At 69.8% G+C, this 24,549-nt stretch carries 18 protein-coding genes; 4 read left to right on the top strand and 14 right to left on the bottom strand.

Going from position 1 to position 24,549, the window contains the following annotated elements:
• Positions 1-27: 27 nt before the first annotated feature.
• The 3 genes from IE278_RS05645 to trhA form a co-directional block, all read right to left on the bottom strand.
• Complete coding sequence (locus IE278_RS05645; protein ID WP_189769408.1) at positions 28-756, bottom strand: Mut7-C RNAse domain-containing protein; 729 nt, start codon at positions 754-756, stop codon at positions 28-30.
• 35 nt (positions 757-791) lie between these two features.
• A complete protein-coding gene (locus IE278_RS05650; protein WP_444546103.1) occupies positions 792-1,421 on the bottom strand; it encodes a TetR/AcrR family transcriptional regulator in 630 nt (209 codons plus the stop codon).
• Between the two features lie 159 nt (positions 1,422-1,580).
• The gene (gene trhA, locus IE278_RS05655) at positions 1,581-2,294 is read right to left on the bottom strand and encodes a PAQR family membrane homeostasis protein TrhA (protein ID WP_189769413.1); all 714 of its coding nucleotides are present in this window, start codon (positions 2,292-2,294) and stop codon (positions 1,581-1,583) included.
• Positions 2,295-2,681: 387 nt separating this feature from the next.
• Here trhA and IE278_RS05660 point away from each other — a divergent pair, with 387 nt between their 5' ends.
• Positions 2,682-4,520: a phosphoenolpyruvate carboxykinase (GTP) gene (locus tag IE278_RS05660; RefSeq protein ID WP_189769415.1), complete on the top strand. Its 1,839-nt coding sequence runs from the start codon at positions 2,682-2,684 to the stop codon at positions 4,518-4,520.
• A gap of 122 nt (positions 4,521-4,642) precedes the next feature.
• Here IE278_RS05660 and IE278_RS05665 read toward each other — a convergent pair whose 3' ends face one another.
• The 6 genes from IE278_RS05665 to IE278_RS05690 all read right to left on the bottom strand — a co-directional run bounded on the left by IE278_RS05665 (position 4,643) and on the right by IE278_RS05690 (position 14,967).
• On the bottom strand, positions 4,643-7,099 hold the full coding sequence (locus IE278_RS05665; protein WP_189769417.1) for a galactose oxidase early set domain-containing protein: 2,457 nt from the start codon (positions 7,097-7,099) through the stop codon (positions 4,643-4,645).
• Positions 7,099-8,334 carry a glycosyltransferase gene (locus tag IE278_RS05670; protein WP_189769418.1) on the bottom strand — a complete coding sequence of 412 codons (1,236 nt, stop codon included), beginning with the start codon at positions 8,332-8,334 and terminating at the stop codon, positions 7,099-7,101. Before IE278_RS05670 ends, IE278_RS05665 begins: the two co-directional genes overlap by 1 nt.
• Positions 8,331-10,046 (bottom strand): ArnT family glycosyltransferase, encoded by a 1,716-nt coding sequence (locus tag IE278_RS05675; protein ID WP_189769419.1) that lies wholly within the window; start codon positions 10,044-10,046, stop codon positions 8,331-8,333. Before IE278_RS05675 ends, IE278_RS05670 begins: the two co-directional genes overlap by 4 nt.
• On the bottom strand, positions 10,043-11,419 hold the full coding sequence (locus IE278_RS05680; RefSeq protein ID WP_246569976.1) for a glycosyltransferase: 1,377 nt from the start codon (positions 11,417-11,419) through the stop codon (positions 10,043-10,045). The genes IE278_RS05675 and IE278_RS05680 overlap by 4 nt, the downstream gene beginning before the upstream one ends.
• A gap of 200 nt (positions 11,420-11,619) precedes the next feature.
• A complete protein-coding gene (locus tag IE278_RS05685) occupies positions 11,620-13,650 on the bottom strand; it encodes a thioredoxin domain-containing protein (RefSeq protein WP_189769421.1) in 2,031 nt (676 codons plus the stop codon).
• 621 nt (positions 13,651-14,271) lie between these two features.
• The gene (locus tag IE278_RS05690) at positions 14,272-14,967 is read right to left on the bottom strand and encodes a recombinase family protein (RefSeq protein WP_189769422.1); all 696 of its coding nucleotides are present in this window, start codon (positions 14,965-14,967) and stop codon (positions 14,272-14,274) included.
• Between the two features lie 156 nt (positions 14,968-15,123).
• On the opposite strand from IE278_RS05690, the gene IE278_RS05695 reads away from it, so the two are divergent.
• A complete protein-coding gene (locus tag IE278_RS05695) occupies positions 15,124-18,345 on the top strand; it encodes a tetratricopeptide repeat protein (RefSeq protein ID WP_189769423.1) in 3,222 nt (1,073 codons plus the stop codon).
• Between the two features lie 162 nt (positions 18,346-18,507).
• Here the strand turns inward: IE278_RS05695 and IE278_RS05700 are convergent, their stop codons facing one another.
• Together IE278_RS05700 and mca are read right to left on the bottom strand one after the other, a co-directional pair.
• Entirely contained in the window at positions 18,508-18,789 is a 282-nt protein-coding gene (locus IE278_RS05700) for a peptidase associated/transthyretin-like domain-containing protein (protein ID WP_373311909.1), read from the bottom strand.
• Position 18,790: 1 nt separating this feature from the next.
• A complete protein-coding gene (gene mca / locus IE278_RS05705) occupies positions 18,791-19,651 on the bottom strand; it encodes a mycothiol conjugate amidase Mca (protein WP_189769838.1) in 861 nt (286 codons plus the stop codon).
• A 196-nt stretch (positions 19,652-19,847) separates the two neighbouring features.
• Between mca and IE278_RS05710 the strand changes: the two genes are divergently transcribed.
• Together IE278_RS05710 and greA are read left to right on the top strand one after the other, a co-directional pair.
• On the top strand, positions 19,848-20,246 hold the full coding sequence (locus IE278_RS05710) for a DUF4307 domain-containing protein (RefSeq protein ID WP_189769426.1): 399 nt from the start codon (positions 19,848-19,850) through the stop codon (positions 20,244-20,246).
• Positions 20,247-20,515: 269 nt separating this feature from the next.
• The gene (gene greA / locus IE278_RS05715; RefSeq protein ID WP_189769428.1) at positions 20,516-21,013 is read left to right on the top strand and encodes a transcription elongation factor GreA; all 498 of its coding nucleotides are present in this window, start codon (positions 20,516-20,518) and stop codon (positions 21,011-21,013) included.
• Between the two features lie 131 nt (positions 21,014-21,144).
• Here greA and IE278_RS05720 read toward each other — a convergent pair whose 3' ends face one another.
• From IE278_RS05720 to ilvA, 3 genes are all read right to left on the bottom strand, one after another.
• Complete coding sequence (locus IE278_RS05720; RefSeq protein WP_189769430.1) at positions 21,145-22,002, bottom strand: ABC transporter permease; 858 nt, start codon at positions 22,000-22,002, stop codon at positions 21,145-21,147.
• Complete coding sequence (locus tag IE278_RS05725; protein WP_189769432.1) at positions 21,999-23,036, bottom strand: ATP-binding cassette domain-containing protein; 1,038 nt, start codon at positions 23,034-23,036, stop codon at positions 21,999-22,001. Before IE278_RS05725 ends, IE278_RS05720 begins: the two co-directional genes overlap by 4 nt.
• A gap of 202 nt (positions 23,037-23,238) precedes the next feature.
• Positions 23,239-24,468 carry a threonine ammonia-lyase gene (ilvA, locus tag IE278_RS05730; protein ID WP_189769434.1) on the bottom strand — a complete coding sequence of 410 codons (1,230 nt, stop codon included), beginning with the start codon at positions 24,466-24,468 and terminating at the stop codon, positions 23,239-23,241.
• Positions 24,469-24,549: the final 81 nt, after the last annotated feature.

A 24,549-nucleotide genomic window follows, 5' to 3' on the forward strand; every position in this document is an offset into this window, starting at 1 on the left:
ACCGGTCGCAGCCCCCGGGGGCGGTACTTACTTCGAGCCGAACTCCGCCACCGCCCGGCCCACGATCGCCTCCAGCTGCTGGTGGTGTGCGCCCCGCCAGTAAGCCCGCCCGCACTCCGCGCACCGCGCGAACACGTCGTACGACCGTCGCGTACCCCCTTCGAGCTGCTCGGCGACCTCGTCCTTCGAGGCCTCCTCCAGCAGGCCGTTGCACGCGGTGCACCGGCTCCAGGGCCGCAGCGCGGGGGCGAACCGGCCCAGTACATCCCGTAGTTGCTCGTCCGGGCGGGTGCTGTACACGAAGGCCCCGGCCCACAGTTCCCTGCGCCGCAGCAGGCCACGGTCCCGGCTGAGCATCACCCGCTGTTCGGCCGCCGACCTCGCCGCGAGCGCGGGATCGCCGATGTCCAGCGACTCGTAGGCGGCGTCCACACCGAGCAGTCTCATGCGGCGCGCCAGCGTGCCCAGGTGGACGTCGAGCAGGAAGCGCAGCGGGGCGCCCGGGACCGGCTGGGGGCGCTCGACCGCGCGTACCTCGACGGAGTCGGCCGCCGCCGGCAGGTGCGAGGTGGCCACCGTGCGGCCGTTCACCACGAGTGCGCCGACCTCGGTCAGCGGAACGCCGAGCGACTCGACGACGTGGCCCAGCGTGGAGGAGCCGTCGGTGGCGACGGGCGTGGGCCCCGACCGGCGTCCGTGCGGGACGAACACCCTTAGTCCGGGGGCGAATTCGACGTGGATCTCCGGTCCGTTCACCGGGTCAGGATGACATGCGGGGCGGGCCCGTGGCCTCAGGGTTTCCCCGGGGGGAGCCCGTGCCGCATGACGTCCAGGGCCCGTTCGACGAGGGCGCCGAGGTCGTCCACGTGCCGGTGCTCGGCCCAGTACAGGGTCACCTCCATCAGACAGCCCACGACGGACATCGCGAAGACGCGCACCTCGAAGCTGTCGGGGGCCCGACCGGTGCGTTCGCCGATGACCTGGCGGAGCAGATCACCGGTGACGGACATGCTCTCCATCATCCGGGAGCGCACGGAGGGCACCTCGACCATCAGCCGGGTCCGCAGCCGGGTCACCGCGGGTTCCTCCGAGGTGCCGAAGTCGACGGCCTTCCTGAACACGTGCCGGAGGGAGTCGAGCCACGGTTCGTCCGCCGGGCGGGCGCGCAGCTCCGCCGCCATGAACGGGGCGAACTCGTCCGTGAGGACGATGTCCTCCTTGGTCGGGAAGTAGCGGAAGACCGTGGACGGCGACACCTCGGCCAGCTCGGCGATCTGCTCGATCGTCGTCGCGTCGAACCCCTGCTCCTCGATCAGCCGGTACGTCGCGTCCCGGATGGCCGTACGCGTCTTGATCTTCTTACGCTCACGAAGTCCCAGCTGGGGACGGGTGGCGGGGAGCGGAGTACGTGCGGCCGTCATGGGGGTCATTGTCGGCCATCGGCCGGGGCGGGTGCCATGTCCGGGCCGGTCACGTCCGGGCCGGCGACGTCCGGGCGGGTCGTCGTCGGGGCATGCGAAAGGGCCCCGCCGCGGGATGCGGTGGGGCCCTTTCGTCAGGTCGAAGACGTACTGCCGTGGCTATCCGTACTGGTACGCCACCATCGAGATGCCGATGTAGTGCGCGATGAACGCCGCGAGGGTGAGCGAGTGGAAGACCTCGTGGAAGCCGAACCAGCGCGGTGACGGGTTCGGGCGCTTGAGTGCGTAGATCACTCCGCCGGCGCTGTAGAGGAGCCCGCCCACGATCACCAGGACCAGGACGGCGATACCGCCGGCCCGCATGAAGTCGGGGAGGAAGAAGACCGCGGCCCAGCCCATCGCGATGTAACAGGGGGTGTAGAGCCAGCGCGGGGCGCCGATCCAGAAGACCCGGAAGGCGATGCCCGCAAGCGCCGCGATCCAGATGCCCCACAGCAGCCACTTCCCCTTGCTCTCCGGGAGCAGCAGCATCGTCAGCGGTGTGTACGAGCCCGCGATGATCAGGAAGATGTTCGCGTGGTCGAGCCTGCGCAGTACGCCGTCCATGCGCGGACTCCACGTGCCGCGGTGGTAGATCGCGCTGACCCCGAACAGCAGGCAAGCCGTCAGGACGAAGATCGCGCAGGCCGCACGGGCGCGGGTCGATCCGGCGAGGGCCGTCAGGGCCAGGCCGGAGACGAGGACCGCCGGGAACATTCCGGCATGCAGCCAGCCGCGCAGTCTCGGTTTGACGGGGTGCGGCAGGGAGAGCGCTTCGGCGACACGGTCGACGATCGGCGATTCCGCTGAGGCGTCGGGGGTGGGCGCAGTCATGCGATCCATCGTACCTACGGAACCGTAAGTTACGTATCAGCCGACCGTCGGAAGTGCGCCAAGTGTCCAGCCTCTCATGCGGACACCGGGCCGAAGTGCCGGGTGGGCAGGGAAAGGGCTTCTTACGCCTATGGCAACGAGTGGTGATGCTCACGCTGCTCAGGTGTGAGGCCCTCTGGACATATGCGCGCACCCGTCGGATGATCAAATGAGTGCGGTCGGCACCGGATGAGCGCCAGGAAGATCGATATCCACCGAAAAGATCGATAAGGGTCGTTGAAGTTCTGTGACGATCGGTGACGATTGGTGAGTACCGATTACGTGAAGCATCCGGGTCGCAGCCCCCACGGGGCACAAAAAACAAAAACCCCTCATCTAGGAGCGATCGTGGCGCGCGACATCGCGGCTCCCTCTTCCGACACCGTCCCCACCAACCATCAGGAACTGATCTCGTGGGTCAACGAGATCGCCGAACTGACGCAGCCGGACAGTGTGGTCTGGTGTGACGGCTCAGAGGCCGAATACGAGCGACTGAGCGAGGAGCTCGTCCGCAAGGGCACCTTCAAGAAGCTCGACCCGATCAAGCGCCCGAACTCCTACTACGCCGCCTCCGACCCGACCGATGTCGCCCGGGTCGAGGACCGGACGTTCATCTGCTCCGAGGACGAGGCGGACGCCGGCCCGACCAACCACTGGAAGGACCCCGCCGAGATGCGGGAGGTCTTCCAGGGCAAGGAGGGCAACGGAGGGATCTTCCGCGGCTCGATGCGCGGCCGGACGATGTACGTCGTCCCGTTCTGCATGGGCCCGCTCGGCTCCGACCTGTCCGCCATCGGCGTCGAGATCACCGACTCCGCGTACGTCGCCGTGTCCATGCGCACCATGACCCGGATGGGTCAGCCGGTCCTGGACGAACTCGGCTCCGACGGTTTCTTCGTGCGTGCCGTGCACACGCTCGGGGCGCCGCTGCAGGAGGGCGAGGCGGATGTGCCGTGGCCGTGCAACTCCACGAAGTACATCTCCCACTTCCCCGAGACCCGTGAGATCTGGTCGTACGGCTCCGGGTACGGCGGCAACGCGCTGCTCGGCAAGAAGTGCTACGCGCTGCGCATCGCCTCCGTCATGGCCCGTGACGAGGGCTGGCTCGCCGAGCACATGCTCATCCTGAAACTCACGCCTCCGCAGGGAGAGTCGAAGTACGTGGCCGCCGCGTTCCCGAGCGCCTGCGGCAAGACGAACCTCGCGATGCTGGAGCCGACGGTCCGCGGCTGGACCGTCGAGACCATCGGCGACGACATCGCCTGGATGCGCTTCGGCGAGGACGGCCGGCTGTACGCCATCAACCCCGAGGCCGGTTTCTTCGGTGTCGCGCCCGGCACCGGTGAGCACACGAACGCCAACGCGATGAAGACGCTCTGGGGCAACTCCGTCTTCACCAATGTCGCCCTCACCGACGACAACGACGTGTGGTGGGAGGGCATGACCGAGGAGACGCCCGCCCATCTGACGGACTGGAAGGGCAACGACTGGACGCCCGAGTCGGGTGTCCCCGCCGCGCACCCGAACGCCCGCTTCACCACGCCCGCCGCGCAGTGCCCGATCATCGCGCCCGAGTGGGAGGACCCCAAGGGCGTGCCGATCTCGGCGATCCTCTTCGGTGGCCGCCGCGCCACGGCCGTGCCGCTGGTGACCGAGTCGTTCGACTGGAACCACGGGGTCTTCCTCGGGGCGAACGTCGCCTCCGAGAAGACCGCCGCCGCCGAGGGCAAGGTCGGCGAGCTGCGCCGCGACCCGTTCGCCATGCTGCCGTTCTGCGGCTACAACATGGGCGACTACATGGGTCACTGGGTCGATGTCGCCAAGGGCAAGGACCAGGCGAAGCTCCCGAAGATCTACTACGTCAACTGGTTCCGCAAGAACGACGAGGGCAAGTTCGTCTGGCCAGGCTTCGGCGAGAACAGCCGGGTCCTGAAGTGGATCGTGGACCGGCTCGACGGGCGGGCCGAGGGTGTGGAGACGCCGATCGGGGTGCTGCCGGCGAAGGGCGCGCTCGACACGGAGGGTCTCGACCTCTCCGAGGCCGACCTCGACTTCCTGCTCACCGTCGACAAGGAGGTCTGGCGGGAGGAGGCGGCGCTGGTGCCGGAGCACTTGAACACGTTCGGGGAGCACACGCCGGTTGAACTGTGGGACGAGTACCGGGCGCTGGTGAAGCGCCTGGGCTGACCAGCCTTGTTTGTCCTCAAGCGCCGGACGGGCTGAGAGATCAGCCCGTCCGCGCTTGAGGTATGTGGCCGGGTGCGGGTGCGCCGTGGCGGGGGTGCGCAGTTCCCCGCGCCCCCAAAAGATCAGGGCTTGGCGTCTCCCTTTCCGCAGGCCGTGCCGTCCCCGTTGCGGTCGAGGCGCAGGGGGTCGTCCCTGCCGTTGATCCGCAGAGGGCCGTAGTCGTTCGACTTCAGCCATGTGCAGCGGGACGCCGTCGTGTTCTTCACCTTGTCCGGGAAGACCGTCGGGACGCAGACGTTCGCGGTGCCGTAGTGGCGGTCGCAGCCCGCGACGGTCGGGCTGACCTTCGCCGAGGTCCGCTTCTTGCCGGGCGCGGCCACCTTCCCTTCGAGGGAGTCCGCGAAGGAGTGGACGTGGCCCGAGGCGGCCTCCCCGGAGGCGGCGGCCAGCGCGGTCGGGCCCTGGAGGTGCACCCACTTCGCCACCGACGGCACCCCGTTCGCGTCGACCGCGAAGAGCATGTACCAGCCGGGCGGCGCGAGGTTCGGGTTGCTCGTCACGTTCAGGTCGACGTTGTTTCCGTCGACGGAGAGCGGCAGGTCCACGAAGCGCTGGTTCGGGTCGGAGGAGTGGGTCACCGCGGCCGGGCGGATCAGTTCGGCCCGGGCGATGGGCCGGTCGACCGTGATGCGTTGCGTGTCGCCGTACGTCCACTCGTTGTCGATGAGTGAAGTGATCGCCGGGCGCGGGCCCTTGAGCAGGTACGGCGGGGTGTAGACCGACACGTTGTGGTTCCAGGTGCCGTTGCCGGGGTTGTCGCCGGTGGCCATCACCCGGCCGTCGGGCAGCAGGAACGCGGACGAGTGATAGCCACGCGCCTGCGGGTCGGCGGCCACCGGGTCGAAGGTGTTCGTCGCCGGGTCGTAGAGCGACGACTCGTACACCGGGTTCGCGCGGTTGTGCAGGGCGCCGCCGGTCTCCAGGACCTTCCCGTCGGGCAGCAGCACGGCGGAGACGTACATCTTGCCCTGGGCGCCGGTCTGCGGGATCTTGCCGTTGCCGAGGTCGACGGTGCCCTGCGGGAGCGGCGGCCCGGCCACGTACGCCGGGTCGGCCGCCTTGAGGTCGATGACGTCGGTCAGCCGGTTCGCGTCGGGGTTCGAGTCGATGTTGCCGCCGCCGATGGTGAGGACCTTCTGGTCCTGGGCCGGGGGCAGCAGCACGCTGGCCGACTGGTCGCGTTCGTCCTTGCGCTGCAGGCCGGGGACCTGGGTGGTGGTGTTGGCGTCGTAGTCGTAGATCGCCGAGCCCGTGCCGGGGATGTTGTTGCCGAAGGTGTGGCTGCCCGTGTAGAAGAGGCGGCCGTCCTGCATCAGGACCATGGTCGGGTACAGGCCCCAGTACGACCAGGTCTGGTTGACCTGCCACAGCGGCAGCCACTTGTTCTCGGCGTCCGACCAGCGCTCGGCCGTCACGGAACCGGTCGAGTCCTCCTTCAGCCCGCCGAAGGAGATCACGTCACCGTTGCCGAGGATCGTCGCCGACGGGTACCAGTGCCCGTCGTTCATGTCATTCGTCTTGCTGTACGTCTCGGTGACCGGGTCGAACGTGTACGAGTCCTTGTAGCCCTGGTAGCCGACCGTGCCGTCGGCGGACGGGTAGCCCTTGTTGCCGCTCATGATCAGGACGCGGCCGTCGTCGAGCTGCACATGGCCCGCGCAGAACATGTCCTTGGGCGTGGGGATCTGCTTGTACGTGCCGGTCACCGGGTTGTAGACCGCGCTGGTGAACGTGCCCGCCTCGAACATCTCCTCGCTGTTGCCCGAACCGGCGATCAGCAGCACCTTGCCGTTGTGGAGGACGACGGAGTGCATGGAGCGGACCGGGTTCCGCGTGGGCAGCACGTCCCAGCGGCCGTCGGCGCACTGCTCGGCCGTGCCGGTGCACACCGGGTCGGGTACCGGGTCGGCGACCTGGTCCATCGTGTAGTCGTCGGTGGTCGCGGAGCCGGTGCCGTAGACGGAGACACCCCAGCTGATGCGGTCGGTGCCCGCGGGGACCTCGGGGGTACGGACCGTCGCCTCGGACCAGTTCGCGCTGATCGGCAGGGTCTTGAGGTCGGTCCAGTACTGCCAGCCGGCGGTCGTGTCGTGCCGGAAGAGCGTGAGGGAGGTGTCCGGGGTCGTCGACTTGTACCAGAGCCCTAGGTCGTACTGCTTGCCGGCGCTCACGACCGGCGCGCACTCGGCGGACTCGGTGATCAGCGCCTTGCGGTCGCCCTCGGTACGCCGGGTCAGCTCGACCTTCATCGCCTTGGAACCGGTGTGTGCGCCGCCGACGGTGGAGAAGGTGAAGTCGTTGTCGCCCCAGCCGGACTTCTCCCAGCAGTACGGCATACCGTCGCCGCCCGTGCCCGCGGTCTCGAAGCCGGGGTTCTTCACGAGGTTGGCGGCGGAGGCGGACTGAGGCACGGAGAGGAGCAGCCCCGAGGTGAGGGCGCCCACGGCGAGCAGGGTGGTGGTACGGCGTCGGGGGCGGGCGGGGCGTCGTCGAGGTGTCGGACCGGGTCTGCGGAACATCAGCTGGATCTCCTCGCTGTGCGGCTCCTTGCACGGCGGCCCTGACCGGTCGCCGCTCCTCCTCCTGTGCGTCCTCCCTTGCGTGGCAGATAGACCAGCGCCTCCGTCCCCGCGAACCGCAGGACGAAGGTGGTCACCAGGGCGAGTGCCGTGGCGGTGAGCGCGCTCATGCCGAACCGGCCCACGAGCAGCGCGATCAGCGGGATGCGCAGCACCAGGTCGGCGTTGGCGAGCAGCGCGAACCGGCCCGCCCTGTCCCACCAGTGCCGGTGCTGCCGTCGGTCCCGGAAGCACAGGTGCTCGATGAGCAGGAAGTTCCAGGCGACCCCGAACTGGTTGGCGACGATCTCGGCGGGCAGGTAGTGCATCCCTGCCGCCGTCAGGGCCCACAGGCCGAAGAGGTTCGGCAGGAAGCCGGTCGCGCCGATCAGCCCGAAGACCACCATCCGGGCCACCGGCGAGGCCGTGCGCAGTCCGGCGAGGTGCCGCAGGAACCGGAAGCCCTCCTGCGCGCTCGACTTGGACTCCCCCGCGAACCGCTCCTGGAAGACGAACGGCACCTCGGTGACCTGCCGGGGCCGGGCCCGTACGGCCATTTCGAGCAGGATCTTGTAGCCGAGGGGCTTCAGGACGTCCGCGGTGACCGCGCTGCGGCGGATCGCGAAGAAGCCGCTCATCGGGTCGCTGATACCGCGCAGCCGGTGCGGGAACAGCGTCTTCGTCAGCCAGGTGGCCGCGCGCGAGACGGCGACACGGTAGCCGCCCGCGAGTCCCTCGCGGCTGCCGCCCTTGATGTAGCGGGAGGCGACGACGAGCCCGGCGGGAGCGCGTTCGCCCGCGGCCACCAACTCCGGGACCAGGGCGGGCGGATGTTGCAGGTCGCCGTCCATGACGACGATCCAGTCGGACGTCGCCGCCCGGATGCCCTCGACGACGGCCCCGCCGAGCCCGCCGACGGGTGCCTCGCGGTGCAGCACGGTCACCGGGTACGGGCAGCCGCGGGCCGCGTCGCGGATCACCTCGGGGGTGTCGTCCGTGGAGTCGTCCACGAACACCACCTCGCAGGGCAGCCGCGCGGGCACCGACGCGGTGATCTGCCGCAGCAACTCGCGGATGTTCGCGGACTCGTTGAAGGTCGGCACGACGATGGTGACCGCGCCCGGCTCGGGAAGCGGCGAGGCCCCGCGCAGGGCCGGGTCGCTCAACTCCCCCGGGACTGTGGACTCGTACGTCATCGGTCGCCGCCTTCCGTGGCCGTCGCGCCCTTGGTGCTCGCGCTGGTGGCGGTGCTCGCCCTGCTGGCCCCGCTCTCCGTGCCGCCGCCCTCGATCCGGCGGATCTCGATGCGGTCCGGGCCCTCGCCGAAGGTGGCGACCGGGGTCGAGTGCTTCATCGCCTGTTTGACGTTGGGCAGGTCGACGGCGTCGCGGCGCACGGTCGGGGAGGCGACGACGTAGTCGAGGTCGCGCCAGCCGCGCGGCATCGTCTTCGTCACCGCGGGGTCGAGGTCGGCCTTGTAGAACCAGATGACGCCGAGGCCGGGCCGGTAGCCGGCGTGCACCAGGTCGAGCCAGAGGGCGTCGTCGACCAGGACCCGGGTGTCCTCGGGGTGCTCGACCTCGGTCGCCAGCCACCGGGACGCGGCCCGGTAGGGGGCGTTGGCGTCGGTGGTGACGGCGGTGCGGGCTCCGTCGTACCAGCGCGGGACGACGTACACGGCCGAGACGGCGACGAGCAGCGCCGCGACGGCGTACCGGCCGCGGGTGACGTACGTGCTCTCGTCGGCGGTACGCCGTCTGCGCAGCACCCCGTGCGCGACGCTCGCCGTGCCTCCGGCGAGGACCAGCGCGAGGAACGGCAGGGCCTGGATGACGTACATCGCGGGCAGGTAGCCGTTCGGGCGCAGGGCGACCAGGGCGAGGACGGCGACGGTCAGGGCGGGGCCCGCGAGTGCCCGCGCGGTGACCGACCAGCGCCAGGTGACCAGGAGCAGCAGCGCTCCGGCCAGGCCGCCCAGCGGCAGGATGCGGTCGTAGTAGAGCCAGGACCGCAGGACCCCGTACGAGCCGGAGCCCTCGTCGAGGATGAAGCCCGAACCGGGCCTGGTCAGCTGGTATTCGAGGCCGTCCCACAGCGAGACGTGTCCGGCGCCGGGGAACAGTTCGCCCTTGAGGAGGGCGAAGAGCGGGTAGGACATGCCGACCAGGACGCAGGCCGTGACGGCCCCGGTGATGGCGAACTTGCGGGTGTCCCGGTGGCTGTGGCGCCACATCGTGATGAGCACGGCGGGCAGGACGAAGATCATCGTTTCTTTGGTGAGGACCGCGGCCGCCGCGGCGAGTCCCGCCCCGAAGTGGTGCCAGAGATGGCGGCTCGGGGAGGCGGCGAGGCAGAACGCGAGCAGCGTCCACATCACCGCGATGTTGTCGAGGAAGATCTCACGCTGGAGGACGACCGACAGCGGCGAGAGCCCGAAGAGCAGCAGCGCTAGCGCGGCGGCCCAGCGCGGCAGGGACAGACGGCGGGCCAGTACGTAGACGAGGACCGCGCTCACCGCGCTGACCAGGAGCATCACGATCCGCATCGAGCCGACCGTCATCGACTCGGGGCTGATCAGGGACGGGATCCAGGTCAGTACGGCTATCTGTATCCAGCCGAGGGGCGGGTGGTCGTACCAGTACGTGTAGTGGGCGAGGCCGTCGCCCTGCTGGACCGACCAGGCCTGGGCGAGGTAGGTGCCCTCGTCGTCGCTGAGGGTCGGGTAGTCGGCGATGTTCCAGCCCTGCACGGTCATGACGGCCGCGAGGAGTACGCCGCACAGGATCAGGTCGGCCTTCGGCGTACGGAGCCGGGACGGTGCCGTTCGAGGGGTCGAACCGGTTTCGGGGACAGGAGTGCGCTGCGCGGGGACCTTCGGAGTGGTCACCGCGGGGAGGGTGGAGGTCACGCAGGGACGTCCTCTCGGGACCCGCGGGCCACGGCCGCGGCTTCGGTGGCGGCATCGGCGTCGGCGCCGGATGCGGTTGCGGTGGCGGTTGCGGGGTCGATGTCGGCGCCCTTGCCGAGGTCGTTGCCGAGGTCGTCGCCGGTGAGATGCGCGCCGACGTGACTGGTCAGCTCCCAGTCGTTGCGGCCCCGCTGCTCGCGCCAGACGGCGCGGACGGCCGCTCCGGCTAGGAGCACCTGGTAGAAGGGGCCGCCCACGACGAGCTTGAGGTAGTGGACGAGGCGGACGCGGAGCCCGTACTGCTTGCCGAAGTCGTGCAGCCCGACCAGTTCGAAGACGAAGGTGACGAACGCGGTGACGGCCGGCAGGAAGGTGATGAAGGCGATGCCGACGGGGACGTCCAGGAAGAGCGCGACGGCCACGTTGAGCGGGATGATCACGCCGGAGATCGCCTGGAGGTACGGCGTCATCAGGGTGTAGCGGGCGAGCAGCCGCTGGCCGAAGCCGGGCAGCTGCTTCCAGTCCTTCTTCCGGTAGACCTGGAGGAAGCCCTGGTTCCACCGGGTGCGCTGCTTGAGCAGCGACATCAGGCTGCCGGGCGTCTCCTCCTTGGTGACCATGTCGGAGTCGTACGCGACGACGACCTTCTTGCCGACGCTGGAGAGCCGTACGCCCAGGTCGCAGTCCTCGGCGAGGCAGTCGGGGTCCCAGCCGTCGGCCTCCCGCAGGACGTCCGTGCGGACGAAGACGGTGTTGCCGCCCAGCGGGATGAAACCTTTCTGCGCATGGAGGTGGAGCCGCGAGCGGAACCAGAAGAAGTACTCCAGGCAGTTGCGCAGGCTGTACCAGCTGGAGTGGAAGTTGATGAGCTGCACGCCACCCTGCACGACGTCCGCGCCGGTGGTGCGGAACGCGTGGTCGACGTGTGCGAGCAGTTCGGGGTGGACCTGGTCCTCGGCGTCGAAGACTCCGACGACATCGCCGCGGCAGTGCGGCAGCGCCGTGTTCATGGCCTTCGGCTTGTTCTTCTTCTCGTGCGTGTCGACGACCACGCGGACGCGCGGGTCACGGGCCTCGGCGTGCCGGGCCACCGCGGTGGTGTCCGGGTCGTCGTGGCCGACGATCACGATGATCTCGAAGTCGGTGTGGCTGGATTCCAGCAGGCGCTGGATGGTGTGGTCGAGGACGGCCTGTTCGTGTCTCGCGGGCAGCAGCAGCGAGAAGGACACGTGCTCGCCCCCGTCCGGACTGCTGAACCGGGTGGAGGCGAGCACCTCGGGCGTGCGCCACGCGTGCATCTGCCACCACAGGGTGAAAGCAGCCATCCAGAAAAGGGCGAGCGAAACGACGGCGATGAAAACGGACGCCAGCAAAAGATCCCCCCAGGATCCCCAGAACCCCCTGTCACGACAGCGAGTCACTCCTGTCGTGTCCGGGACAGAGACTATGGGGATTCTGTGAAGTCCAGGAGGTGTTCTGATAAATAGCGTGTTTCGGAATGCTCGGTCGACTACTGGGACGTATCCGAACACCTGCGCACATCAAGCCTCGGCGTGCCGGGTGTTTCCCCTGCTCAGCGCCCCAGTGCCGCCCGGAGGCGGTCGACGTCGGTCGTCGGGGCGTCACAGGTGAAGTTACGGCAGACATACGCCGTCGGTTCATTGTCGACAAGAGATCGATGTGCGAGCAGAGGGAGTTCGTCACTGTCCGCAGTGCCCACGGCGACGACCGCGCCGGGTGCGGTGGCGAGCAGGGCGGCGCGGTGGAGTTCCCTGGTGGCCGGATTGTCACCCGGTCCGACGACGGCGACCTCGCGCGGCCCGTCCAACTGGGCCTCGGCGGTGGCCAGTCCCCAGCCGATGAACCGCGGGGCGCGCGGCCCGAGCGCCTTGACCACGCCCAACGCCCGCTCGGCGGCGGTCCGGTGGGGCTCCGAACCGGTCTGGGCCGCGTAGCTCAGCAGGGCTCCGGCCGCCGCGCTCCAGCCGGAGGGTGTGGCGTTGTCGGTCGGGTCCTGCGGGCGCCGGATGAGCTTCTCGGCGTCGGCCGCCGTGTCGTACAGGGCCCCCGACTCCTCGTCGGTGAACTGCACGAGGACGTGGTCGAGCAGGAAGCCGGCGAATTCCAGCCAGACGCCCTCGCCGGTGACCGAGGCCAGCGCGAGGAAGCCCTCCGCGACGTCCGCGTAGTCCTCCAGCACACCCGCGTGCGCGCCGACCCGGCCGTCCTTGCTGGTACGGGCGAGCCGAGCGTGCTCGTCCAGATGAAGCCGTACGAGGAGGTCGGCCGCCGCGAGTGCCGCGTCGACGAGGTCGGGCCGGTCGAAGTACGCGCCGGTCTCGGCGAGCGCGGCGATCGCGAGCCCGTTCCAGGCGGCGACGACCTTGTCGTCGCGGCCGGGGGCGGGACGGTTGTCGCGCGCCTCCTTCAGCCGGGCCCTGACGGACTCGACCCGCTCGGCGTCGAACACGCCCTCGTTCTGCGGCAGTTGCAGCACGGAAGCGCCTTCCTCGAAGGTGCCCTCCGCCGTCACGCCGAAGTGGTCGGCGGCGAGTTGGGCGTCCTCGTCGCCCAGCACCTCACGCAGTTGCTGCGGCGTCCACGCGTAGTACGCGCCCTCGACGTGCTTGCCCGTGCCGTCGTCGCTGTCGGCGTCCAGCGCCGAGGCGAACCCGCCCTCGTTCGTGCGCAGTTCGCGGACCATGAAGTCGGCGGTCTCCAGGGCGACCCGGCGGGCGAGGTCCGAGCCGGTGGTCCGCCACAGGTGCGCGTACACACGGCACAGCAGCGCGTTGTCGTACAGCATCTTCTCGAAGTGGGGCACGACCCACTCGCGGTCGACGGAGTACCGGGCGAAGCCGCCGCCGAGCTGGTCGTAGATACCGCCGCGGGCCATGTGCTCGCAGGTGTCGGCGGCCATCTGGAGCGCGCCCTCGGACCCGGTGCGGGCGTGGTGGCGCAGCAGGAACTCGACGGCCATGGACGGCGGGAACTTGGGCGCGCCGCCGAAGCCTCCGTGGGTGGCGTCGTAGTCGCGGGTGAGGCCGAGCAGCGCCTGCGCGAGTTCGCCCTCGCCGGGCACCTGCGCGTCGCCGAAGCCGATCTCGCGGCCGGAGAGGTCGCGCACGATCTTCTGCGCGACCTCGTCGACCTCGTCCCGCCGGTCGGTCCACGCGCTGCTGACGCCTTCGAGGACCTGCCGGAACGAGGGGCTGCCGTGCCGGGGCTCGGGCGGGAAGTACGTACCGAAGTAGAACGGCTCGGCGTCGGGCGTCAGGAAGACGGTCATGGGCCAGCCGCCCTGCCCGGTCGCCGCCTGCACGGCCTCCATGTACACGGCGTCGACGTCGGGCCGCTCCTCCCGGTCGACCTTGACGTTCACGAAGTGCGTGTTCATGTAGGCGGCGACCGCTTCGTCCTCGAAGCTTTCCCGAGACAGGACATGGCACCAATGGCAGCTCGAATAGCCCACGCTCAGGTGTACGGGTAGATTTCGCTGCCGTGCCTCTGCGAGGGCCCCTTCCGACCAGGGCCACCAGTCGACGGGGTTGTCGGCGTGCTGCAAGAGGTAGGGGGACGTCTCGTGGGCCAGTCGATTCGGCATGTAGCCATCCTGCCTGAGAGGTCCGCCGGACTGGGGGACGGAGTGGCTGTCAACGCCACACGGGCTCCACCCGCGAATAGTCCCAGGTGTGGTTCCCCTTCATGCCTGGCCGGACGACGCACCGCGTGATGACGGACGCGATGATCTTTCGCCTCTCATCGAGTGGCAACTCACCGGCACGCCAGCGCTGGTGCACGTTCTCCGATGGCCGCGCCTGCCCCGCAGCTTCGGAGAACACGAGCCTCTCGAGCACGTCGTCGGCCAACGGCCCGCTGATGCTGCACCGCCCGCAGTCACGGCAGGCATAGGTGTAGGGGCTCTTCCTGCTTTTTGCCTTCTGGCCGCACAACGGGCCGTGGCACACCGTGCCATCGTGGCGTTTGGCTCCGCACCGAAGGATGCCACCGGCAAGGTAGCGGGGAGCGGCTCTCTTCCCTTGGAGCCTCGGTGCCCCACTGCCTCTGTGCATATACAGGCTGCCTGCGGAAAACGTAGAACACACCGCCTGCCACCGGTCCGGCGTGACGATGGGTTCCCACTGACCGAGCACCGGCTTCCCTGTCTCCGGAACCAGCAGCAGTTCCCCCCTGTTGGCTCGGTAACCGCAGACCCTCGGCGCCGTCATGATCTGCGTGACTGTCGCAGCGTTCCGGTCACACCGAGGTCGCGCCATTCGTGTGCGATGGCACGGACGGCTTTCCCGCCCACCCGGTCACCGACGGCCTTCTCGATCAGTGTCGCCTCAACGGGATGCACGGTGATCCGGTCCTCCTGCCACCCGAACGGCCGCGGCCCGCTGTGCGGCACACCTTCCACAGCACGAGCCCAGTGCCAGTCCGACAGGCGTCGGCTCCTGACCCGCGTTTCCGCGACCGCCGCGTCCAGTGATCGCACCGCCTCCAGTAATCCCTCCTGCGAGTACGGATCTCGGACACCCCGCGGGTCGACGTAGATCTGCCCCGGCCGACTGGTCAACGCGGTGAAGAAGCGGGCGAGGTCCTCCGCGCGGCGGTACAACCGGTCGTCGGCGACACAGACGACCCCTGCGATCCGCTGTCCGTCATCCGTGCACCCGCGTGCGAGGTCCGCGAGCAGGCGGTCGAATTCAGGTCTTGCCGTTCCCGCCTTCGACGCGCTACGGCCGTTGTCGCCGTACACGGCAACCACCGCGCAGCCGTTCTCATGCGCAACCCGTTCATTGATCCGCAACTGGTAGCGCACACCGTGGCCATCACGCTGCCGAAAGTCCTCCGACGTACGTGCGTAGGACGCAACCGGGATCAATCCGGTCGGCTCATCCACCTCAAGGTTGCTCACGCTGCCTCCGTTCGACAATCCGCCCGACAGTCATAAAAACGATCGAGTGATTCAAAGGTCACCGAACCGATGCCGTTGATCGCCGCCCTCTCGCGCTCAGCCCCCTCACGAAGGACACTTGACAGCCAAGGAGTTGCTGCTGGAGGGGGACGCGATATGCGGGACAGCCATCGGGCGGAGGCCGAACGGCTGTTGGTCCGGGCCGTGGAGGAGGAGGTCCGGCGGTCGGGCGGCCGGGTCGACGGGAACGTACTGCTGTCGCGGGCGCGGGCCTCGCTGGACACCATGGCGCAGACGGCCGCGGAGGAGTACGAGGCCTACACGAACGCGACGGACGAGGCCGAGGCGGGCCGGCTGACCTTCGGGCAGCGCTACGCGCGCGAGGGCGCCGGAACTCCCCTGCTGGTGGCGGCCGTCGCCGCCCTCGCGGCCGTGGTGGCCGACCTGGCACTCGGCACCGGCGGGGGCACGGCCGTGGGCGCAGGCGTGATCGTCGGCGCCACGGGCGCCGCGGCCACCGTGGCGAAGGTGACGGCGTCCCATCTGCCGGCCGCGAGCCGCCGGGCGGGAGCCCTCGGCCAGCCCGGCGGGCCCGAACAGCTGCGCCTGACCTGGCTGACCGCCCTGGAGGTCCGCGGGATCCGCCCCTTCTTCGACCAGCAGCGCGTGTTCAACGCCGCCACCGGAGCGAAGAAGGGCGCACCCCAGCTGCGGCGTACGGACAAGAGCGCGGCAGCCCGCCGCCGCAGTGTCCTGGAGCAGTCGTTCGGGCAACTCCCCGAGCCGGTAGGGCCGTTCGCGGGCCGCCGCCAGGAGCTGCTGCGGATCGCGCAGTGGGTGCACGCGGCCCGCGCGAGCACCGAGACCAAACCGACGGTGGTCGTCCTGCACGGCGCGCCGGGCTCCGGCCGCAGCACCCTCGCCGTCCGCGCCGCGCACGAGCTGAAGGACCAGTTCCGCGGCGCGTGCGTGGTGGACCTGCGGGGCGACAGCGCGGAGGAACCGCCGCTCACCACCCGCGACGCGCTGCTGCACCTGCTGAACCGGCTGGGCGCGCCCCGCGAACAACTCCTGTTCCGTGAGCGTTCCTCGCAGGACCAGCAGGTCAGACGGCTCGCCGAGCTGTACCACCAGCATCTGACGGGCCTGCCCGTGACGATCGTGCTGGACGACGCGAGCGACCTGGAGCAGGTACGCACGCTGGTCCCGGAGCGCTCCGACAGCCTGGTCGTCGTCACCACCCGCAAACCCCTGGACCTGCCCGCCGACCTGCCCGCCTGGGTGCACCAGCTCGCGGTGGAACCGCTGGCCGCGCCGGGCGCCGAGGAGCTGCTGAAGGAGTCCGCCCAGGACGCCTCGGCCCCGTACGACGCCGAAGCCACGGATGAGATCAGGGAGTTGTGCGGCGGGCTGCCCCTGGCGCTGCGCGTCGCGGGTTCGTCCCTCGGTCCGCGCACGCCCCGCCGGCTCGCCACCGACCTGGCGGCGTACGGCCCGGTCGAGCCGGTCGAACGGGTGCTGTGGCTGCGCTACACGGACCAGCCGGACCCGGCGAGGCGGTTGCTGCGGCGGCTCGCCCTGGCGGGCCGCGCCTCGCTGGGCGCCGCCGCGGCGGCCGCGCTGCTGGCGACGGACGAGCCGGAGGCGACCCGCCATCTGGAGGCCCTGTCCCGCGCCGGTCTGATCGACCACGTCCGCGGCAGCCGCTACCGCCTGCACGATCTCGTACGGGCCTTCGCGCAGGCCCGCCTCCTCGACGAGGAGGACCCGGCGGAGCGCACGGCGGCGCAGGAACGTCTCATCGTGAACTACGGGGAGCTGGCCGACTCGGTGATCCGCCTGGTCGACGGCAAGACGTCCACCCGTGCGGATACCTCTTTCCAATCGAGCACGGTCGGGCCGCACGGGTTCACCTCGCTGGACGCGGCCCTGCGCTGGCTGGACGACGAGTCGAGCTTCATCACGGCGGCGCTGCGGCACGCGGAGGGCGTCGACCAGGCGGCGGTGCTCAACCTCCTGGGCGCCCTGTGCGACTACTGCCTGCTGCGCGGCGACCTCTACCGGCTGGGCGAGATCAGCGAGCTGACGCAGGCCGTCGACCAGGGCCTGCTGGTGCGCTCGGTCCAGTGGCGCACGGGCATCGCGGCCCGTCAGCTCGGTGAACTCGACAAGGCCCGTACGACGCTGACGTCGGTGGTCGACCTCTACTTCGAGGCCCATCACGACGCGGGCGCGGCACGGGCACTGTGCTCGCTCGGCATCACCCTGCACCACCAGGGCAACCTCACCGAGGCGGCGGTCAAGCTCCAGGAGGCCCTGGACCTCCAGGCCTCCCCCACCCTCGCGGCGGACCGCGCCTGGACGATGCACGCGCTGGCAGCCGTGGAACGGGACCGGGCGAGGCTGCGCGAGGCGCTCGACCTCCTGACCCGGGCCCTGGACCTGCACCGCGAGGGCGAGTCCGTGCACGGCGAGGCCTGGGCCCACTACCAGCTCGGCCAGTTGGGCCTGCGCATGGGCGACGTACCGCGCGCCGAGTCCGAACTCCGCGACGCCCTCGACCTGTACGGGCGCACCCGCGACGCCCGCGGCGAGGCCTGGGCGCTGACCCAGCTGGCCCGGGCCCGGCTGGTCGACGGCGACCCGTCCGCCGCCGTGGACGGTCTGCGCCAGGCGGCCTCCCGCCACCGCGAGAACGAGGACGCCCGGGGCGAGGCCTGGACGGTGTACTACCTGGGCCAGTCGCTGGAGGAGACGGGCAACCTCGACCAGGCGGTCCGCGAACTGGAACGCTCCCGCACGATGTTCTCCCGCATCCGCGACGTCTACGGCCTGGCCTGCGCCCGCCACCACTCGGCGCGGGTGACCCGCGACCAGCGCGCCGCGCAGACCGGCTCGCTGCGCAACTCCGGCTTCGCCCGGCAGCTCCTGGTCGACGCACGGGCCGACTTCCACCGCATCGGTGTCGCCCACGGGGAGGCGTGGACCTGCCTGGAACTGGCGGTGGTGGACGCGGGCAACGCCCGTACGCAGCCGGCGCTGGCCCTGTGCGACGAGGCGACCGCGCTCTTCGCCTCCTACGGCGACCGCCGCGGCGAGGACTGGGCCCGCTTCCTGCGCTGCACGCTCCTGCCGTACGCCTCCCCCGGCGGCGTCGAGGTGGGCACGGCCGTCGCCCAGGAGGAGCTGTCCCAGCTCTCCCGCACCGGCCACCCGTCCCGCGACGGAAAGCTGGACGACTACATCGAGGCGTACCAGCTCCTCCTGGAACGAGGAGCCGACCTGGAGGCCGGCTGGCAGGCCTGGCGCCTGGGAATGGTCCCGAACCGCCACGCACGGGAGGTCATGGGGGTGGCGGTCTCGACGGAGCGGGCGTGACGGCGTGAGCCGGCGGGTTACGACCCGATGGCCGACTACCCGACGGCCCACTACCCGGCGGGCCGTGGGACAGCGTCCGTGAGGTGGCGGTGGGTGTGGCTGATCCGGTGACGCCTCCTGGGCATCACCGGATCAGGGCACGGGTCCGGTCGTCTACGGGGCTCAGCCCTTCGCGGGCGAAGCCGTCCCCCCGGAACCGGAGCCGGCCGACCCCGCCGGGCCCGTCGCGCCGGATGTCGCCTTTCCGGCGGGATCGGCCTTCGGGTCGGCGTCCTCCTTGAAGTCCACCCTTGTCAGCTGCCGGTTCATGGACTTCATCAGGCCCCAGACCGCCAGGGCCATCACCGCGAAGACGATGAAGCCGAGGACACCGGGGGTGACCTTGTTCTCGTCGACCTCCTTGGCGAGGGGGACGAGGTGCGTCAGTGCCAGGCTTGCGCTCATATCAGGCATTGTCGCGGATGCCCGCGAAGAGGTCGTCCTCGGGGAGGGATGTGTCGACGAGGGACTTCGCCAGCTCGTACTCCTCCGTCGGCCAGACCTCCTTCTGGAGCTCCATCGGGACGCGGAACCAGCCGCCCTCGGGGTCGATCTGCGTGGCGTGCGCGATGAGGGCCTTGTCGCGGATCTCGTAGAAGTCCGCGCACGGCACGTGCGTCGTCAGCGTGCGCTCGGTGCGCTCGAACTCGTCCCACCGCTTGAGCCAGTCCCCGTACGGCGACTCCAGGCCCCGGTCCAGCATGGCGTGGTGCAGCGCCTCGGTGCGGGGACGGTTGAAGCCCTGGTTGTAGTAGAGCTTCTGCGACTGGAAGGCCGGGCCGAACTCCGACTCCGGGTACTTCTCGGTGTCCGCCGCGCCCTCGAACGCCACCATCGAGATCTTGTGGGTCATGATGTGGTCCGGGTGCGGATAGCCGCCGTTCTCGTCGTAGGTGGTGATCACCTGCGGACGGAACGAGCGGATCTTGCGGACCAGCTCGCCCGCGGCCTTGTCGACGTCCTCCAGGGCGAAACAGCCCTCGGGAAGCGGCGGCAGCGGGTCGCCCTCGGGCAGGCCCGAGTCCACGAAGCCCAGCCATTCCTGCTTGACGCCGAGGATCTCGCGGGCCTCGTCCATCTCCTTCTTGCGCACCTCGTGGATGTGCTCCTCGACGTACTTGTCGCCCTGCAGCTTGGGGTTGAGGATGGAGCCGCGCTCCCCGCCCGTGCAGGTCACGACCAGCACGTCCACCCCTTCGGACACGTACTTCGCCATGGTGGCCGCGCCCTTCGACGACTCGTCGTCGGGGTGGGCGTGGACGGCCATCAGTCGCAGCTGGTCAGTCAAGACTCAATCCTCAGTAAGTCGGCGCCCCCGTGTGAAGCGGCGCAATCCATAGGGGTCGTCCCGTAGGGACGTCGATGAGGGGCGGCGGTCGGGTGACAGGTGGGAGCTTCTATAGTGACCGAACCGGAGGGTGAAAAATTCCGGGCCCCGGCCCGGCGCACCCGCCTCGGAAAGGATGATCATGAGTACGGTGCAACTGCCCGAGGGCCGGTACGGCCGCTCCGCGGACGCGCGCGCCGACCGCAGACTCAAGGTCATCGGTTCCGTGCTCGGGGTCGCCCTGCTCGCGTTGATCGGCTATTTCGCCTTTCACTACGTGGCCGGCAACAAGATCAGTGCCGAGGTGATCAGTTTCGACGCCTCGGATTCCTCCGTGAAGGTGCATCTCGAGGTCCGCAAGGACTCGGGTGTGACGGGTTACTGCACGATCCGGTCCCAGGCTGAGGACGGCGCCGAGGTCGGCCGCGCGGACTTCCGGTTCGACCAGGACTCGACCCGCGTCGACAAGGTCCTGACCCTGCGCACGACGGCCCCCGGCACGACCGCGGAACTCCTCGGCTGTCACGCGGACTGAGCAGCGGACCGGCCCCCGGGACCCGTTCGCTCCGGGCTCTGCCCCACCGTGCGGACCGTGCGACTGCGTGGCCACACCGGACCACACGCGACACTGACGGATGTCACTCCGAACACCTCCGCGCTGACCTGCGTGGACGTAATTCTGATGGCTTATGTCCTCCCCCTTCGGCCCGTGAATTGTTAGGCTCGTGGTTTCGCCCACCCGAGAAGGAACATTCTTCTGGGTAGGGCGATGCTTTGTATTCCCAGTACCTACGAGGAGCACCTGTGACCCAGACCAGCGAGAACGTCACCTGGCTGACCCAGGAGGCGTACAACCAGCTCAGGGCCGAGCTGGAGCACCTGTCTGGTCCTGCGCGCACGGAGATCGCAGCCAAGATCGCGGCCGCGCGCGAGGAGGGCGATCTGCGTGAGAACGGCGGGTACCACGCGGCCAAGGAGGAGCAGGGCAAGATGGAGCTCCGGGTGCGCCAGCTGACCCAGCTCCTGGAGAACGCCAAGGTGGGCGAGGCTCCGTCGGCCGGTGGTGCGGTCGCGCCCGGCATGGTCGTCACCATCGCCTTCGACGGCGACGAGGACGACACGCTCACCTTCCTGCTCGCCTCGCGCGAATACGCGAGCTCCGACATCGAGACGTACTCGCCGCAGTCCCCGCTGGGCTCCGGTGTGAACGGCAAGAAGATCGGTGAGGACGCCCAGTACGAGCTGCCGAACGGCAAGCTCGCCTCGGTGAAGGTCCTCGAAGCCAAGCCGTACGCCGCCTAACCCCGTCCGCGGCGTCGCCCTGGTGAGCCCCCGGTGCCTGCGCGCCGGGGGCTTCTCCGTGCCCGGGCGCCGGGGGCTCCCCCGTGCCTGTTGAACTGTGCCCGCTCACCGGGCCCGCTCACCGTGCCCGCTCAGCCGTCCGCCTTGCGGTACTTGCGCACCGCCAGCGTCCGGAAGAGGACGATGATCAGTACGGACCAGATCACCGAGGCCCAGACGGGATGCTGCATGGGCCAGGCGCCTGACTCCACGACCCCCGGGTTGCCGAACAGCACCCGGCAGGCCTGCACCGTGGCACTGAACGGGTTCCACTCGGCGATGTGCCGCAGCCAGGGAGTCATCTGGCTGGAGTCCACGAAGGCGTTCGAGATGAAGGTGACCGGGAACAGCCAGATGATCCCGCCCGAGGTCGCCGCCTCGGGGGTGCGCACGGACAGGCCGATCAGCGCGCCGATCCAGGTGAAGGCGTATCCCAGCAGGAGCAGCAGGCCGAAGGCCGCGATGACCCGGGCGGCGTTGGTCGGCTCGGCGGAACCGGTGCGCCAGCCCACGAGCAGCGCGACGATCGCGAGGACGAGCAGGGTGATCGCCGTCTGGACGAGGTCGGCGACGGTCCGGCCGGTGAGTACCGCGCCGCGGGCCATCGGCAGGGAGCGGAAGCGGTCGACGAGCCCCTTCTGCATGTCGTCCGCGATACCGGCGGCCGATCCCGCCGTGGCGAACGTGACCGTCTGCGCGAAGATGCCCGCCATCAGGAAGTTCTTGTAGACGTCCGGGTCGGTGGTGCTCCCGATCTGCATCGAGCCGCCGAAGACGTACGTGAACATGACCACGAACATCACCGGCTGGATGATCCCGAAGAGGATCATCTCGGGGATCCGGGTCATGCGGATCAGATTGCGCTTGGCGACGACCAGGGAGTCCCGGACGGACTGCCCGAGGGAGCCTCCCGGGACCGCGGTCCGCACGGCATCGGTCACGGCGCTCACTTGGCGGCCTCCTTCTTGCGCTTGGATCCCCTGGACCCCTTTGATCCCTTGGGTCCTTCGGTGTCGGCGCTCTCGCCGTTCTCCGCGTCCTTCTGCTCGGCGAGGTGGCCGGTCAGGGACAGGAACACGTCGTCGAGCGTGGGGCGGCGCAGACCGATGTCGTCGATCTCGATGCCGCGGGCGTCCAGCTCACGGATGACCTCCGCGAGGAGCTTCGCGCCGCCGGAGACGGGCACGGTGAGCCGGCGGGTGTGGTCCTCGACGGTGGTCTCGCCCTTGCCGAAGCCCCGCAGGACCTCGGCCGCGGTCGCGATGTGCTCGCGGTCGTGCACCACGACCTCCACGCGCTCGCCGCCGGTACGGGCCTTGAGCTGGTCGGAGGTGCCGCGGGCGATGACCTTGCCGTGGTCGACGACGCAGATGTCGTGGGCGAGGTGGTCGGCCTCTTCGAGGTACTGGGTGGTCAGCAGCAGCGTCGTACCGCCGGAGACCAGCTGTTTGATGACCTCCCACAACTGCTGCCGGTTGCGCGGGTCGAGGCCGGTCGTCGGTTCGTCCATGAACATGACCGGCGGTGAGACGACGAGCGCCGCCGCGAGGTCGAGCCGGCGGCGCATACCACCGGAGTACGTCTTCGCCGTCCGGTCGGCGGCCTCGGTGAGGTTGAACTGCTCCAGCAGCTCGATCGCGCGGACCTTCGCCTGCTTGGCCCTCATCTGGTAGAGCTGGCCGACCATGTGGAGGTTCTCGCGGCCCGTCAGATACTCGTCGACCGCGGCGAACTGACCGGACAGACCGATCGAGCGCCGTACCTCGTTCGGGTGCTTGAGTACGTCGATGCCCGCGACGGTCGCCTTGCCGCTGTCGGGCCGGAGCAGGGTGGTGAGGCAGCGGACGGCGGTCGTCTTGCCCGCGCCGTTCGGCCCGAGGAGGCCGAGGACCGTGCCCTCCGGGACATCGAGATCGACGCCGTCCAGAGCCCTTACGTCGCCGAAGGTCTTCACCAGGCCTTCGGCGTAGATGGCGCCTGGCATGTGAGTCTCCCAATGGGTTGGGGATCCGAGTGAAAGGTGATGAGTGGGCGATTATTTTCACCCGCTTTGCGCCTCCGGGCGAGCGAATATCGCACCTCACCCCGGCGGCCTGTGACGAGAGACACACCATAACGCGATGTATCGCGTTTCCTCAAGTGGTTTTCCCCGCTCGGTTCTCCCTGCGCGCCTCCCCCGCCCGACCTCAGTCGATGACCGTGTAGCCCGCCCGTCGCAGCGCCGAGTTCACCTCGGCACAGTGCTCCGGCCCCTTCGTCTCCAGGTGCAGTTCGACCTCCACCTCCGTGAGTCCGAGCCGCGGATCGGTCCGTACGTGACTCACATCGAGGACGTTAGCGTCCACCACTGACAACACCCCGAGAAGCGTGGCCAGGGCCCCGGGCCGGTCCGTCAGCCGCAGCGTGACCGCGAGGTAGCGGCCGTTGGCGGCCATGCCGTGCCGCAGGATGCGCTGCATCAGCAGCGGATCGACGTTTCCGCCGGACAGCAGCGCGACGACCGGGCCCTCGAAGGCGTCCGGCTCGCTCATGATCGCCGCGACCGGGCTCGCGCCGGCCGGCTCGACGACCAGTTTGGCCCGCTCCAGGCAGAGCAGCAGCGCGCTGGACAGCGCGTCCTCGGACACCGTGCGGATCTCGTCCACCAGGTCGCCGATGATCCGGAACGGCACGTCCCCCGGCCGTCCGACCTTGATCCCGTCGGCCATCGTCGCCGGGTTCTCGAACGACACCGGACGCCCGGCCGCCAGCGAGGGCGGGTACGCGGCGGCGCCCGCCGCCTGCACCCCCACGATCCGCACGTCAGGGCGCAGCGCCTTGACCGCGACCGCGATACCCGCGGCGAGACCGCCGCCGCCGATCCCGACGACGATCGTGCGCACCTCGGGGCACTGCTCCAGGATCTCCAGGCCCACCGTGCCCTGTCCGGCGATGATGTCGGGGTGGTCGAAGGGGTGGATGAAGACGGCGCCCGTCTCGGCGGCGTACTCCTGCGCGGCGGCCAGCGTCTCGTCGACCACCGTGCCGTGCGTACGCACCTCGGCGCCGTAGTGCATGGTCGCCGCGACCTTCGGCAGCGGGGCACCCGACGGCATGAACACCGTGGAGCGCACACCGAGCAGCGAGGAGGCCAGGGCGACGCCCTGCGCGTGGTTGCCCGCGCTGGCCGCGACCACTCCGGCCGCCCGCTCCTCGGGGAGGAGCCCGGCGATCCGCACGTACGCGCCGCGCAGTTTGAACGAGCCGGTGCGCTGGAGGTTCTCGCACTTGAAGTGGACCGGTGCCCCCACCAGGCCGGACAGATGCCGGCTGCCCTCCATGGCGGTCATCCGCGCCACGCCGGAGAGCATCTTCTGGGCGCCGCGCACATCGTCGAGGGTCACCGGCGGCAAGGGGTGGGCCGTGCGATAGCTCATGACCCTCAGTCTCGCAGTTCACACCGCGCCGCAGCGGGCGTGACCAACGTCCGAGACCGGGTTTCCTCAGCGCCGGTACGG

Origin of the sequence: Streptomyces tauricus (assembly GCF_014650955.1) — a bacterium.
Taxonomy (GTDB): Bacteria; Actinomycetota; Actinomycetes; order Streptomycetales; family Streptomycetaceae; genus Streptomyces; species Streptomyces tauricus.